This is a genomic window from Bradyrhizobium sp. LB14.3 (assembly GCF_040547985.1).
Lineage (GTDB): Bacteria > Pseudomonadota > Alphaproteobacteria > Rhizobiales > Xanthobacteraceae > Bradyrhizobium.
In genome coordinates this window covers 48,785-65,186 of sequence record NZ_JBEPQT010000012.1, presented here as the reverse complement: position 1 = coordinate 65,186, position 16,402 = coordinate 48,785, and the positions used below count along the sequence as shown (strand labels likewise).

Below are 16,402 nucleotides of genomic sequence, written 5' to 3'. Positions count from 1 at the left end.
TCCCGTTACCATGCCTGTGCCAGACGGCCAATCGGCGGCCTCGCCGTCTCGACCGCCGCATCCTTCCAGCCCGTGCGCCCCACGCGCTGCCCCTGGCGGCGCAGCTTGCGCATGTCGTTCAGTCCTTCGATGTTGACGGCCGGGCCGGACCCGACGGTCTCGACCGGCCGCGGCGTCAGCAGCGCGTCGAGCCGCGCCTGGCCTGACAGACCGAGCAGGTAGAACGTCCCCCCGTCCTTCTTCGCGAGCCAGGTCTCGATGCTCTCCTTGCCCTCGCCGTCAACCGGGATGTTGCGCACCATGCTCGCGCCGGTGAAGTCGTTGCAGCAGGTGTGGGTCGGACCGTAGTTGGTGACGGTCGCCGAGACGTCGCCGGTGTAGAACACCACATAGGCGTTGCTGACATTGGCGTTGCCGACCTGGCTCATCGTGAACACGCCGCCCGGCTGATAAAGCTGGAGCGACGGCCCGTTCGTCGGTGCCGGCGAACGGTTGTCCAGCAGCACCTGCTGGGTGGCGGTGGTGAGCATGAGCTGGCCCGGCACATAGCCGTTCAGGATCGCCACGGAGTGCGCATCGGTCAGGAAGTTCGCGTCCACCACCCTGAACTGGTTGATGATGATGGTGTCCGGATCGATCGAGATGTTGGCGTATTTCGCGGTACCGCCATTGTAGCCGGTGATGTTCATGATCAGAGGAACCGACGGGTTCGAGCGGACCTGCTCGCCCTTGACGTCCATGGTATCGGCGGCGAGGTCGAGCTCCTTGACCACGCTGACCCAATTGATGGTCAGGTCGCCCGACGAAATCAGCTTGATCACATTGCCACTGATCCGGTCGAACGAGACCCCTCCGGCCACATCGAAATGCGTATCGCCGTTGGCGGAGATCGATCCGCCGCGGAGCGAGCCGGTGTCGGACTTGACGTCGATGCCGCCGGCATCGCCCGGGATTCCCGTCGTGGTCAGCTGCCTGAAGACGATGTCGTCCACGGCATGCAAGGTCTGCGTGCCGCCGCTGGTGGCGGTGCCGAGCGTGATCCCTCCAGCCGTCGCAGTGATGCCGAGCGTGCCGCCGACATTGAGATTGTCCCACCTGACAACGGTGCCCTGCAGAAGTGCGTTGCCGGTCGAAGCCGTGAGGTTATGACCGGTGTTCGCGCCCGCCGCGAGCAGTCTTGCCGAGCCGTTGGCCGAGACCGAACCCAGCGTCGTCACGCCGCCCGAGATCACCGTCTGCGCCAGGATGGAGCCGTTATCGGCCGTGACATTGATGTTGCCGACGTCGCCGCTGTAGCCGGTTGCCGCGAGCGACTTGAACGTCACGTTCTGGGTGGCGTGGACCGTCTGCGACCCGCTGCTGTCGGCGGTGCCGATGACGATGCTGCCGTTGTTCGCCACGGCGCTGAAGGAGCCGCTCGCGCCCGCCGCCGTGCCCGCCAGCACCTGGTCGAGCGTCAGGCCACCGGTGCCGAGGATGTCCACGCTGCCCTTGACCGCGGAGAGCAGGCTCGCCTCGGTGTCGGTCAGAGCCTTCAGGTAGATGCCGCCGGCACTCGTGCTTGCCGCCAGCCGCGCGGCGCTGAAGATGAACCGGCTTGTCGCGTTGCCGATGCCGTTGGATGCGCTCAGCGCGACTTCGGCGCCCGAGCCGGCGGCGACGAACTTGGTCTGACCATCGCCGTTGTCGATGATCGCCCCCAGCGAGGCGACGCCGCCGGCGGTGACGATGATCGAAGGCGCATTCGAGGCCGCCGCATAGGACAGCGACGAATTCAGCTGGCCGATGGTCGCGTCGCCGGTGGTGGTCACGGAGATCACGTCGGCCGCGTTGATGGCGGCGTAAGCTCCCATCGACAGTGTCGCGGCCACCAGTGTCACTCCGTCCGAGCTGCTGGTCGCCGTCACAGGCGCCGTGCTGGTGCCGGCCGTGAAAGTCATGCCGCGGTTGGCAAGCAGTTGCATCAGGCCGCCGCTGGTGATGTCCGCATTGATGGTGAGCACGCCGCGCGGAACGTTCAGCGTCAGTGCTCCGCCAGCCGTCAGCGTTCCATAGGTGCCGCCCGTGCCGACCACGAGATCGCCGGTGACCGCGAGGATGCTGAGATCGCCGACCGCCGAGCCGGTCACGGCGCCGGAGATATTCACCTGCACGGGCTGGAAGGTCGAGCCGTTGAAGCTGATGCTGCCGCCGGCACGCAGATCGAGGTCGGTGCCCAGAATGTGGATCGCGGTACGGTCTGAGAAGCCGGATTCGGCGTAGATGCTGCCGGTCGCCGCGAGCTGAATTGCATTGCCGGCGGCAATGTTGCCGAGGATGAGATCGCCGGTGGTCTGCTTCACATAGATGCCCTGCGCCGACGAGACCTGGTCGAGCTGATCGTTGCTCGGATCGGCGAACGCGATCTGGATCGCGTTTGCATTGGCTGCGGGATTGCTTCCGGCGGCCCCGGGGGCACCGACATTGCCGTGCTCGGCGATCAGGGTCAGGTTGCCGATATCGCCGGAGATCACGGGCGTACCGGTCACGCCGGCGGCGGCGGTGATGCTGGTCACGGCGTCGAGCTTGACGTCGCCACGGCCGGTCACTTCGATGCCGTTGGCCTGCGCGGCCGCGATCGGGCCGTAGTTCGCAGTGATACCGCCGAGCGTAAGGCTGTTCTTGCTGCCGAGATAGACATTCGTCAGCGCCTTGGCCGAGATCGCGATCGGGTTGTCGACGACGACGAGGTTCTGCTGCGACAGGCTGACCGTATAGGTCACGACATGGGTCGTCGGGTCGGTGACCGCGCCGACAGTGAGCTGACCGGGGCCGGCGGTCGCGAGCAATCCCCTCTGCTCGGTCGTCAGCGACGAGGAATCGACGCTGGTGAAAGTGAACGCCTGCGGCGCGGCCGAATTGCCGACCGAACCGTGCGGCGCGTAGAGCATGATCTGGTTGGCGCTGACATTGGCCACGACGTTCTCGTCGATCGGCGGCGGTGCGGCGCCGACGGCCGACGACGAGACGGTGTAGGCGAGCTGGCTCTGCGTCCATTGCGCGCCCGCGGTGATGATGCCGTAGACCCTCTCGGTCGATGCGAGCGTGTAAGTGTAATTCGCACTGTAGGTCGTGAGCGCCGTTTGCAGCGCCGTATTGCTCGGCAGGCGCTGATTGGCTGTCGTTACGCCGTCGAACAGCTTCGTGAACAGGGTCGACGACAACGAGCTGCCGAACACGGTCGCCAGCGGATCTGCCGGTGCGGTGCCGAGCAATGTCGTCAGCGAGGTCTTGAGCTCGTCGGTCGTGATCTTGCCGAGCAGGAACTGATCCCTCAGGAACCGCGTCGTGGCCTCGACCTTCATGTCCGTCGTCGAGACGTTCGCGGGGTCGATGCCGAGCTTGGCGGCCACTTGCGCCCGCAGCACCGTCAGCCCCACCGAAGTCGGGTTGTAGGTGCTGCCGTTCGTGAACGCGATGTTCTTGAGCTGGAAGTAGTCGTTGTAGGCCGACGTCACCATCGACTGGTAGCTGTTGACGGCGTTGGTGGCGGCGTTGCCGCTGAGCAGGTCGAGGCTGGCCCAGACGTCCTGCAGATGCTGGCTCTGCGCCTGGGTGAGACCAACCGCTGCCCTTCCATTCAGGATGCTCGCCTGGTTGCCGTCCGAGCCGGCGGCCTCCAGGAACACCGGGCCGCCGCTCGACTGGACCGTGCCGAGGCGCAAATCGCCCTTGGACTGCACGATGTAGGTGCCGGTGGCCGAGGCGCTGTCGAGAACCCCGCCGTCGACGCTGCCGCCGGCCTGCGTCGTGCCCGTCGCCTGGATCACCAGCGGATTGATATTGGTAAGCGTGCTCGCGCCATTGACGACGCTGCTCGTCGCGCCGATCGCGCCGGCGGTGGAGTTGATCTCGACGTTCTTGCCGATCACGACGGGGTTGGCGACGTCGTAGGGCGAGGCCGAGTTGATGTCCCCGGTCGCCGAGATAAAGACACTGCCCTGCGGCGTGCTGCCCGCCGAATTTACCATCACCTGATTGATCGAAAGCGAGCCGATGGCCGCGATCGCGATGTCGTGGTCGATCGAACTCGCCGTCAGGCTGCCGCCATAGACCTGCACCTGGACGGGAACACCGTTCGCGCCGATCGTGCCGATGCCGCCGTCCGCCGAGAGAATTACGCTCCGGCCCGATATCATCGGGTTGTTCGCGTTCGTGCCGCTGGTGATGGCCGAATTGGCCCCGGTGGCGTTGACCGTCGTCGTGCCCGAGAGGTTGTTGATCGGACCGTTGACGACGATGCCGGAGTTCGAAGTGACCAGAACCGTGCTGTTGCCGCCGCCGCTGAACGAGATGTTGATCGGGTTCGACGCCTTGACCGTATTGGTCAGCGTCAGTGTCAGGTGATCGTAGATCTCCTGGTACCAATTGTACTGACCGTCCGCGCCGCAGCACTTCTCGGGATGGGTGTTGCCGCCGCCGGTGTGATAGGAACCGGTCGCGGTGACGACTTCCTGGAAGTTCGAGATCTGTGGGCCAGTGCTGCCGCCGCCGCCCTGGGCCTGCTGCACGTCCGAAACCAGGCTGATGGTGCGGGTCCAGTTCTGCCCGGTGGCCGCGTTGGGCGTATAGTGCCAGCCGTAGTCGAACTGCGTCGAGTCCGTCGGACGATCCAGCGTAGCCGTATCGACCCACTGGTAGAACATGTTTGCCTTGGTCGCGTACTGGATGCCTGCCGTGCCACTGAGGCTGGTCAGCATCGTGTCGGTGTATTGGCTCGCATTGACGCCGCTCGTTTGATACGTCGACACCTGCTGGCCGCCCGCAGCGGAAGGATTGTAGACGTACCACGTCGTCTGCTGCTTGAGCTGATCGACGATCTCGATCACGCTCGGTGCGCTGACGCCGGTATTGATGGTGTTGGTGACGAGTTGCAGGCCGGTTGTGTTGTTGACCGTGATCGAGCCGGCGCCACCTTTGACCGCGATAGTGCCCTGGGAGACACCATCCTGAGTCGACGTCGAGATGATTTTGCCGTTCAGATAGACGTAGCCGCCCGAGCCCTGCACCACGCCGTTCACGAGGATCTGGTCGGTGAGCGCGTTGTACTTGACCCCGATCTTGATGTCGCCTGCGGCCTCCGTCGTCGCGGAGGCCGTGATGTCGTAATAGCTGCCGTTCCGCGCGTTGACCTGGGCCTGGGCAAAGTCCGCTCCCGCATTGCGGCTCTTGAGGTCGTTGATGGCGGTCAACGTGGTCCCGCCGATGTCGACCGAGTAATCGCTGCTCGTGCCGCTCTGGATCGTGCCGTTGATGTTGATGACCCCCGCCGAGATGATGATCGCCTTGCCGAAGATGAAGGGCGCGTTATCGGGCGTTTGGTACCCCGTGGGCGCGGTCGAGCTCCAGTTCGAGGACGAGTTGGATTGCGCGGTCCTCGGCGTGATCACGTCGGGCTGGATATTGACGACCTGGAAATAGGCAGAGCACCCCGCGCAATTGAATGGCGAGTAGAACGTAGACGTGTGGTTGGTGGTGGTGGTGTTGCCCTGGGAATCTGTCGAGGTCGTGGTGTAGTCGTAGGTCGAGTTGCTGTAGACGCCCTGGCCGGTATAGGTATCCCGCTCCCACGGCGCGGTGGTGATGGTCTGGCGCGTCGGCCCTTCCATCTGCCCGAGCACGGTGGTGCTCCCAACGCTGCCGGCGTTGGGGTTGCCGCTACCCGGCGCCCCCGATCCCATCGGCAGGAAGATCGCCGAATAGAGCGACAGGCCGTCGTAATACAGTTCCAGCATGCGCGCAGTGAAGATCGTGCTGTTGGCGGCCGTTTGCTGAACGCCGTTGTTGCCGTCGACGCAGCAGTAGTAGAAATACGGGTGACCGGCTCCCCCTGCGATATGCGGAGCGGTCGCGTAATCGCCATAGGCGCCGAGATAGGTCGCCGCCGCCATCACCGCCGTCAGCGTGTCGTCGTCAGCCGGCTTGAATTCGACGCCGGCCCATTGCGAGAGAACATCGTGGTTGGAGGTGTAAAAGCTGCCAATGCCGCCGAGGAAGACGAACGAGCCGTTGGGCGCCACCATCTGGACGGTCGCGGCATTGAGTGACTGCGACGCGACGATGCTGCCGAGATTGTTGGTGATCTTGAGCAGGCCGTTCTCGTTGTTGACGGCACCGTCGAAATAGATGTCGGGCGTGCGGGTCAGCTGGTTGCCGTTCTGGTCGACGCCGAGCCCGCTGGAGGGATCCAGTCGGTTGTAGGTGGCCGAGATGTCGATGATCGGCGTCGCGCTCGGCGTGGCGGTGAAGGTCACGTTGGAGTGCGAATCCGGGTCGACATGGTCGATCTGGCGGTAGGTGATGTTTCCTCCGGTTACATTGGTGACCGTGAGGTTGGCCAGGTCCATGAAGTCGAGACCCCTGTTCTCGATCTTGATCATCGGCGAACTGCGCGCGATCACCGCCGGCGCAGTCGGATTCGTGCCGCTGTTTCCAGTCAGCTTCTGCGCCAGGATCGAGACGTTGCCGGCGGACACCAGCATATCGCCGAATGCGAAGGCATTGCCGGTGGAGTCGGAGGTGTACGGCGCCTGCTGGATCAACGCGTTGATCTGGCGCTGGAAGTCGCCGGTCGGATCGGTGCCTGACGGCGACATCGTGGCGGGCGCCGCGGGCGTCGCCGCCGCCAGCTGTGAGCGAATTTGCGTCTCGGTCAGACCGGTCAGCGTGACGAGCTGGTTGACGACACTCTGGTAGGGATTGAAGCCGCCGACGATGGTGTACTGGACCACCTGGTGGTTCCAGCTCATCATCGGGTTGAAGTGGTCGACGTCGGCGACATATTCGAGGGTAGGTGTCGACGAACCGCCGGACAGCAGTGACGAGTAGGGACTCGTCGTGCTCGCGGTCGGCGTGCTCGCACCTATGTCGATCGTAATGGTGATATCGTTGTTGATGCCCGCCACCACCAGGCCATTGAGCGCGACATCGCCGGTTCCGCTGGTGTGGCTGTGGTTATCGCTGTTCTTGGCGCTGAAGATGTCCAGATACGGATTGTAGTTGCTGCCGTTGCCGGAGGCCGTGACCTGACCCTGGGTCGCTCCCAGGGAAATGTTCTGTACGCCGAGCACGCTCGAGGTGTTGGCGAGCGTCAGGCTTGTGGTGTCATCTGCATTGGCCGTGCCGCGGTAGAGCGTCGAGATCGGAATCGCGGTGTTGTTGTAGACAACCGTCGTCGCGGTTGCCTGCACGCTGCTGAAGATGATGGTATCGCCCGACATGCCGGCAAAAATGTTGATCTGGCCCCAGGCCTCGACCTTGGCGTTGTTGCCGACATTGACGGCCTGGTTGGCGTGCACCCAGGTGTTGGTGCTGGCGCCGACGCCGGCGATCGCGCCGTAGAGGCTGGCATTGGCATTGTTGGCCGCCGCCATCTTCGCCGCCGAACCAATATAGATCTTGCCGACGCTGAAGAGTTCGCGGGCGTTGATGTTGACCGCGAGCGTGGCGTTTGCCGTCATGTTGGATTCGGCGCCGCCGCCCGCGAAGAAGCTGGCCGTGGCCAGGCTGGCAGTGTCGTTGGTGTTCAGCGTGTTGTAGGCCTCGATGTTGATTACCGCCGCCGAGGTCCGCGGATCGCCGTTGAGGCTCAGGACCGTGCCGGAGCCGATGTTGGTGGTGACGGTCTGGGTGACATGGGAGTCGCTGAGTGCGGCAGCGCCCGAGAACGTGCCGCCAGAGCCCGAACGCGCGCCGCCACCGGCCTGGTTGACGATGTCGTTGGAGATGACGACCATGTTGCCGCCGGCCGAATTGATGATCAGGTGGTTTCCGATCTCGGCAGTGGTGGTCGAGTTGACGTCGTTCTGCGCCTTGCCGGCGGAGACACCGGCCGTGGACGCCTGATAGGCGTCACCGCTGGCGGCATAATTCGTGGTGTGCTTGGCGTTGATGCTGAGGCCGCCGAAATAGACCGTGTCATCCGTCGTGCCACCGTCGAACCGCGCATCGGTCACGGCGGTCGAACTCGTGGTTGCGACCGCAGCGGCGCCGGCGTAAGTGCCGCCCGCGCCGACCGTCGCGTTGGAGACGTTGGTATCCTTGCCGGTGGCCGTGATCTGGAGGATGCCGGTGTAGTCAGTGTGATTCAGATGAGCCGTGTCCATATCCACCGGCGCGCCCAGATAGGCGTAAGTGTGCGCGCTCGACGACGTCTGGGCGACGGTCGCACCCAGCGCCAGGAACCCAGTCGAAAGGCCGGTCGCCTGGGCGTATTGGCTGCTGTCATTTTCGGCCGCAATGACCACGTCGCCGTTGGGAAGCGTAATCCCCGTTCCGCCGTACGCGCTGACCGTCGCGTTCTCGGAAGCCATGGCCAAGCTGCCCTGCGCGCCGATCAGCGAGCCGCCGCCACCTGCGAGCGCCCAGGCATAGGTCGTCGTGCCACTGGTCGGGACCAGCGCCATGGCGGTCACGGCGAGCGCACCGCCCGAGAAGACGGCGTTGTCGCCGACATCGGCCGTGACCGTGGCTCCGACCGTGGACTTGGCGACGGCGACGCCGACCGCGCCGCCGCCGACCGAGACGCCGATCGCGGTGCTCGACAGATTGGGCGTGATCGACGCCGTCACGAGCGTGCCGACGCCGGTCGCGGAGGTCGTGATCGAGGAGCCCGAACCGATCTCCGCAAGCACCGTCGAATTTTCGTGAGCCTCGGCGTCCGCACCGACGCCGGCGACGATACCGCCACCAAGCGCCGTCGACGTCGTGGTCAATTGGCCGGCGCCGGACGCGCCAACCGCTAGGGTCGAGCTATTGACGACGGCGTCGTCAAGAACCTTCGCCGCGACCGAGCTCGATCGTCCCGCGGTGGCGATCGAAGCGCCGACCGCCACGGCACCGCCGGTGACGCCGCCCGTGAAGACGACCTGGGTCGACGAGTCCAGCGCCATGACGGCGACGCCGTCGCCGCCCGTGCCGGTGATTTGGCCGCCGAGCTGCGCGGTCACGGTGTTGGCAACATTGCCGACCGCCACGGCTGCGTCGGCGCCGAAGTAAAGCGCGGCACCGCCGGCGATCGCCTCGGTGTCGATGGTCTTGCCGGCATAAGGTCCGGTGCTGGCGTCCTTGACAACCGCAGCAACAGCCACGGAAGGCGCGGACACGACCGCGCTCAGATTGGCGAGCACGCTGCTGCTGACGCTGGTGTAGCCGATGCCGGCACCGATACCGACGTTCTTCGCAAAGCCGGCGCCGAGCAGATACATCTTGGCCGCGTTGGCGCTGGTGGCGGCGACATTGACCTGCGTGCCCGTGACGTTGCCGCCCGCGATCTGCGCCGTGACGCCGTCATTGCCGCCGGTCAGCACGCTGCTGACGTCGTAGGTCGAGGTCACGTTGGCATTGTTCGGATTCCCGGCGGTGCCGCTCGCGACCGCGTTGCTGCCATGCGAAGAATTCGTGCCGGCGTTCACCGACGCGATGGTACCGTTGCCGCCCTGATTGAGCTGGCCGGTCTGCTCGCCCTGCGTATCCGGATCGGCGGTATTGGTGCCGATGATGATGACGCCGACGGTCGCACCGATGCCGACGCTTCCGCCGATGCCGGCGGTGACCGCGTAGGACAGCACTTCCTTGGTGCTGAGCGCCCCGACATTGATCGCGCCGGACGAATTCAAATTGCTGTTGCGGCTTTCCGCAATGGTCTGGCTCTTGAAGACGATGACGTTCGCCGCGGCACCAACGCCGACGCCGCCTCCGCTGGCCCCGATCGCGAGTGCACCCGCGATCTCCTTGATCGCCACGTCCTCGTTCGCGTTGATGGTGACCGCGCCGGCCGCGCCTCCCGTGGGCGATTGCAGCGTGGTGTCGTAGACGCCGGCGATGGTGGTGTTGTTTGCGATCTCGACGTTCGCCATGCCGGCGATCGCCGCCGTCCCTGTCGAAAGCGCGCCGCCGACTGCATAGGCCTCGAAGCGGTTCTTCGTTTTGGCCTCGACATCGAGCGCGCCGGTCAGATTGACCGCGGTCGTATGCGCCGCGCCGTTGCCCTGGTAGTGGAATTCGTCGCCGACATAGGCCTCGGTCCGGTTCGCCGAGACCTGGACCAGAAACGCCGCGCCGATCGCGGCCTGGCTGCCATAGGCGCCGGAGCCGTTCGCGGAAAAGATGCCGGTGTTGTTGTTGGCGTTCACCGTCAGTGACGCGGCCGTCAGCGCGCCGCCGTCGACATAGGCTTCCGTCGTGGCCTGGAACACGTTCAGCCCGACCGAGCCGGTGTTGAACCCGATCGCGATCGAGGACGCGTCCTGCTCGGCGTTGGCCTTCACGGTGACGGCGCCGACCGTCGGGCTCGGCGACTGGACGCCGCCGACGGTGGCATTGGTGATATAGGCGCGCGTGTCGCGCGACATCGTCGTGCTGATGATCGTGGCGCCGCCGCCGCCGTTGCCGGTGGGCGGAATGATGCCGGCGCCGAGCGTGCCGGAATAGGAGAAGCTCGACGCGGCCACCTCGATCTGCGGCGCCAATGTCGAGGAGGTCAGGCGCGTGTCGATGGCTGCGCTGTCGATATAGGCCCTGGTCGCCCCGCTCATCACATTGGTGATCGGGTTGATCATGATGGCGATGCCGCTGCTCGCGGCGAGCGACGCAACGTTGGCCACGACCGCCTGGTGCGAGCTTGCCACGACGGCGAGGCCGCGCAAAGCGTCCTGGTTTTCAGAGAGGTCGGGCGTGCTGTCGCTCGGCGCATGGGCGGCGCCGAGATCGAAGGCATGGACGAGCGTGCCGTTGTTGACCGACAGCGCATCGGTCGCGCTGGTTCCGCGCGCATCGACCTTGGTATTCGCCCCGCTGATATAGGCCGCGGTGGCCCCGGTGATCTTGTTGGTCACCAGCGAACCGGCGCCGCCGCCCGCGCCCTTGCTGATCGACACGGCGCCCGCGAACACCGCCGCCTTGTCGTTGTTGCCGGCGATCACGGCAACGTTGTTGGCGGCGATCACGTCGGCGCCGTTGATACCGTTGGTGCCGGCAGCGGTGATGTTGGCGGTGACGTTGGTCCCCATCAGATTGGTGGCGACCGAACCGGCCAGGCCGACCTGCGAGGACATCGCGATACCAACGGCGATGGTCGAGATACTGGCGTTCGAGTTCGCGCTGACGGCGACGCTGCCGGAGGCGGTCAGCTTGGAGCCGGTGACGCCGGCGCTGACATTGTTGGCAATGCTGCTGTAGACAAGCGCCAGGCCCGCGGCGCTGCCTTGCGTCGAGGCGCCAGCGATAGCGGCGGCTCCGGTGATGCTGGAATTGTCGCTCGCGCTGACGGAGATGTTGGAGGCCGTCACGGTCGATTGCGTCGGGTCGGACTGGTTGTTGCCGATAGCCGCCGTAACGGTATTGGCGATCGAGCTGATCGTCATGCCGCCGACGCCGGCAAACTGGCTGGTCGCCAGGCCGAATCCGATCGTGACCGACTGGATCTTCGTGGTGTCGAGCGCACTCACACTGACACTGCCGAGGGTCGACATCCGGACGTTGGCGATATAGGCCGAATGCGTCGTCGCGATGGTATCGTACACCATCGAGGCGCCGACATTGTTCTTGCCGGCCTGGATGGTGCCCGCAACGGAGACGATGCTGGCGCCCGGACCGTTACCCGTGCCACCGTTGAGCGCCGCCGCGCTGAAATCGATGCAGTTCTGCGTGCCATTGCCGGCGGCAGCCGTGCACGTGTCCGATGCGAGATGATTGTTGTTCGACTTCTTGACGAGATTTCCGAGCGCCGTATCGAGGTCCGACACAGCGCCGCTGTCCGCCAGCACCGTCACGCGCCCGACGTTGATGTTCACCGTCGAGCTGCTGCTGATATAGGCCGTCGTCGTGGGCGTAATCTCGTCGACGACGATCGCACCGGCAAGCCCGTTGCCCCCTGCCCCGCCCGTGGCCGCGCCGGCGGCAATGACGCTGGCGCTGTCGGCCAGCACCAGCAGACTGTCATAATTCGAGATCGACGTGCTGCGGATATGCGCGTCGGTGGCATTGCCGCCCGCGGGATCGGCAATCGACGCGTAAGTCAGCCCGATGCCGACACCGGCCTTGCCGCCGGACACGTAGAGCGAGCCGCCGCCGATTGCGATGTTCGTGGTCTGGTAGGCATCGACCTCGATCGCGCGATTGGTCCCCGTCGCGTAGCCCGTGATGGTCGAGCTCTCGATATAGGCGTTGGCGCTGTCCGTCATGATGCCGACCGACCCCGACAGCGCGGCCGCATTGGCTGACGTTCCGCCCGCCACGCCGATGGCGACGACGGTTTCCGACCCGCCATTGAGCGCCTGCACCGTCACAGACATCTGGTTCTGCATCGTGGTGCCGTAGATATAGGCGACCGTGGCATTGTTGGACATCGTAGCCGCGATGGCGGCGCCGATCGCGGCTCCCTGAGACGACGACCCGGACATGTTGGCCGCGGCGGAGCCGGAGCCGTTGCTGAGGATCGTGTCGTTGAGTGCCTGCACGATCGTATTCGTGTTCACCGCGGTCGCCGTGGTGAATTTGTTGACCGACGTATTCCTTATATAGGCACTGGTTCCGAGCGAGACGTCGCTCACGGACGAGCTGCCCGCAAGGTCCATGGTGAAGCCGCTCGTGCTCGATCCCGAGCCCGAGCTGATCTTGTTTGCAGCCAGTGCAATCCCCGCCGGCCCGCCGGTCGCGGCGGCACCAGCGGCGCCCGCCTTGTCGGCGAAGCTGGACAATGACGGCTCGGAAATCGAAGCCGCGACGGCCGCTGCCGTGATCCGGCCTGAGGTGGTGGCGCTGATGGTGAGGTTGTCGGCGTTGACCGAGCCGCTTCCGCCGCTGTTGCCGGCAAACGGATCGTCGGTGCTGAACGGCCCGGGCCGGATGTCGGAATGATTGTCGCCGATATAGGCGGACGTATCCATATTCGCGCCCAGATAGGCAACGGACAATCCAACCGCCGAACCGCCGCCGACATTGACCGCGCCGGCGATCGTCACGACCGACAGATCCTGCTGCGCCAGGATGTTGAGGGTCGGAGAAAAGACGCTGGCCTGGCTTGAGATCGAGGCGTGCGTCGTGTTGTTGAGGAAGCCGAGCGAGGTGATGCCGTTCAGCGCCAGCGCGCCGGCGGCCTTTCCGGACGACGGCGCGACCGCAATGAACTGATCCGAGGTGATCGCGTTGATGGCGATGTCGTCCGCCGCCCGCAGCGACGCACCGTCCGAAACGCCGGCGATCGTGCTGGTGTTGAACTGGACGAAATTGAGCGAGCCGCCCACCGAGGAGCCGCCGGACGTGTTGCCGGGCAGGAAGCCGAGTGTACCGACATTGCCGGCGGCGTCGATCGACGCCGTCGTCGTCGTCGCCGCGATCTGGATGCTGGCGTCGTAGGTGTGGACGTCGCCGTTGTTCACCGTCGCGGACCAGCTGCTGCCGCAAGCCGTCGTGCATGTCGCGGTCAGGCTGGCGCTGCTGGCCACCCACGCCGTGGTGTCGTTGTTCACGACGAAATGGTTCATCGAGCCGGCGACGGCGGCAGTGTCGCCCGCGTCGGCCGTGGCGTTGGCATAGCTGGTCAGAATGTTGCCGCCGACGCCGAGATTGCCGTTGAGGTGACTGAGAACCTCGGTCAATCCGTCCCACTTCAGCCAGGTATTGGTGATCGGCATCCACGTGCTGGCGTCGACGGCGATGTTGGCCGCATTGATCACGGTGCCGCCGCCGATATAGGCGTTCGAATTGTGGTTGAAATTGCCCCATGCGACCGCGGCGCTGATCGCGACTCCCTCGCCGCTCGTGGGGTCCGAGGCGATCGCAGAAGCCGTGGCGTTGCTGCGCACGCCGCGGTCGATGAGAGTGCTGACGACTGCGACATTGCCGCTGACATAGAGGCTGGGCGCGCCGCCGCTCGGATTCTGCCCGATCGACGCGGTGGCGTTTTCGGTGCTGTTGGCCAGCGACAGCGCGGCGGCGGCCTTCAGATCGAAATTCACCGGCATCAGCGGGATCATATGCTGGGCGATGATCGAACCCGGGCTGGCCGTGGAGACCATGAAATCCTGGATCGCGCCGATCACGGCCGGCGTACCGACGATGGTCGAGGCCATGGTCGAGTTGCTCGTGGTATTCGACGTCGCCTCGACCATCACGGAGCCGTTCATCCGGGACGACGCGCTGGTGCCCAGTGACGAGCCGAGCTTTGCGGTGGCGGACGTGGTGACGTCGCTGATGGCGAGCGCCCCGCCGATGCCGCCGCTCGCGTTCGGCGTGCTTAGCGCGACCGCCGTGGCACTGGTCGAGAACGAGTTGTTGTTGATCGCACGTACCGTCAGCGAGTTGCCTGATGCAATCACGTTGCCGACGGAAAGGTTCGCACCGGTCGCGACATTGGCCGAGGTCGAGACCGAGCCGGTGGAATAGGCAACGGTCGCGACGAATTGCGCGCTGGACGTCGCCGCGACCGCAGTCACGTTCAGCGTGGCGTCATTGATGGCGTGGATGTTGAGGTTGCCGCCCGCGCTGATCGTGGCGCCGGAGGCCACGTTGGTGGTGACGTTGCCGTCGAGCTTGCCGACGACAGCGGCGGCGCCGATCGGCGAGCCGCCGAGCAAGGTGCTCGCCAGCGCCGGATCCTGCGCCGTTTCCGAGCCGTGCGACGTGATGTCGACGTTGCCGGCGCCGTTGATGTTGGCGTTGCCATTGATGTTGACCACCGCCGTGGCGCTCGCGGCCACATAGCCGCCGTTGAGGCCGAGCAGCGAGGCCGCAAGCGTGGTGCCGACCAGCGTGAAGAGGCCGGGGACCGAGCTCGTGAAGCTCGATGTCGCCGTCGAGGTCGCGCCGATCGAGATGTCGCCGCCAGTGATCTGGCCATCGATCGTGATTCCAGTGGTCGCGGTGGCTTGGCCCGACAGCTTGGTGTCGTTCGCCGTCGCCGTCAGCGTGACACTGCCGCTGGTGTAGGTCGTTCCACCAATATTGATCGCCTGGGCGAGAATCTTCGCTCCGTTGACGATGCTGATGGTCGGCGCGTCGATCTCGACATTGATGGCGTTGCCGACGGAATGAGTCTTGGCGGCGTCGAGGTTGCGGGCATCGATCACCGCATGCGCGGCCAGCGTGACCGAATGGTCGGCCTGAACCAGATAGGTGCCGCCGGCGCTGAGCGCCGCGATGGCGTTGGCGACGGACGTGTTCCCAAGGGTTACGCCAACGTCGCCCTGGCTCATGTCGCCGATCACCACATCGGTCGGGTCGATCAGCAGCGTGCCGGCCTGACCGTTGGGCGCGGCAAGGTTGATGGTAACACCGCTGCCCACGTCGATGACGCCGTTTCCGCTCAGCTCGACCAGACCCGCGTTGCCCGTCTTCGAGCTGGCACTGATCTTGGCGCCGCTCTTGACGGTCACGTCATTGCCGGCCTTGACGAGAACGCCGCCGGCATCCGCAGTCTTGCTCGCCGTGCTCAACCGCGCATTCTTGCCCAGCTCGGCCTTGTTGCCGGCCACAACGGTGACGTTGCTCGGCGTCGCGCTCTTGCTGCGTGCCGTCAACCGCCCGTTCACGGTGGCGTTGTTGACGGCGCCGATGTGAATCGAGCCATTGCGCACGGTAATCGCCGCGGCGCTGCGCAGCCCCTTCGAATTGACCGAGGCGGAAAATTTGGCAGCGTGATCGAGATTGGCGATGTCGCGCTGGCTTGCACCGCCGCCGACGAAGATGTTCTGCCCTGTCAGGCGGACACCGTCCTGGGCGTTGATCCGGCCGTAAATACGGATATTGCCGTCAGGCGAGACCGGGAACGACCCCGCCATCAGATTGCCGACCGCCGAGCCGTTGATCTGGCCTCCCGCGCCGATCAGGCTGTCGGTGAACTCGCGCGTCGGCGTCGAGACGCTGAGGCTGCCGACATTGACCGTGCCGCTGCGGCCGACCACGAAACCCTTGGGATCGGCGAAATAGACGTTACCGCCGATCGCACCGTTCATGTAGGAGTTCAGTGTGCCGTTGACGTAGACCGGAGCGTCGCGAACGATATTGACGAGATTTTGCGTTCCGGTCGGCAGCTGCAAATTGACGGTGTTGCCCTGCCCGACGCTGAACTGCGAGAACGAGTTGAAGGCGTTGTTGCCGGACACTGTCGACGTCGTGACGTTGGTTACGCTGCCGGAGGTTTGAAGGCTGGTCCCGGTGCGGCCGTCCGGCGTGATCACGTTCGCCGGCTGCGCCTGAAGGCGGACGCTGAACACCGGCAGGAAGACCATCTGCATCGCACAGAGCAGTGACATCGAACGGAAACGCGCAAGTCGGCGCAGCGTCAGCTCGTCATTGTCTCGCTTTGCAGATGGTCGGCGCATTTCAGATCCTCTTCATCGGCATTGGCGCCGATCCACAACCG

General features: G+C 65.2%; 1 protein-coding gene. It reads right to left on the bottom strand.

What is annotated here, in order from left to right; all coding sequences use genetic code 11:
- Positions 1 to 5: 5 nt before the first annotated feature.
- Entirely contained in the window at positions 6 to 16,361 is a 16,356-nt protein-coding gene (locus ABIB00_RS21890) for a leukotoxin LktA family filamentous adhesin (protein ID WP_354105817.1), read from the bottom strand.
- Positions 16,362 to 16,402 lie beyond the last annotated feature (41 nt).

Bases quoted from the DNA above. Each gene is read 5' to 3' on its own strand.
- ABIB00_RS21890 (WP_354105817.1), bottom strand. From the start codon at position 16,361: ATGCGCCGACCATCTGCAAAGCGAGACAATGACGAGCTGACGCTGCGC.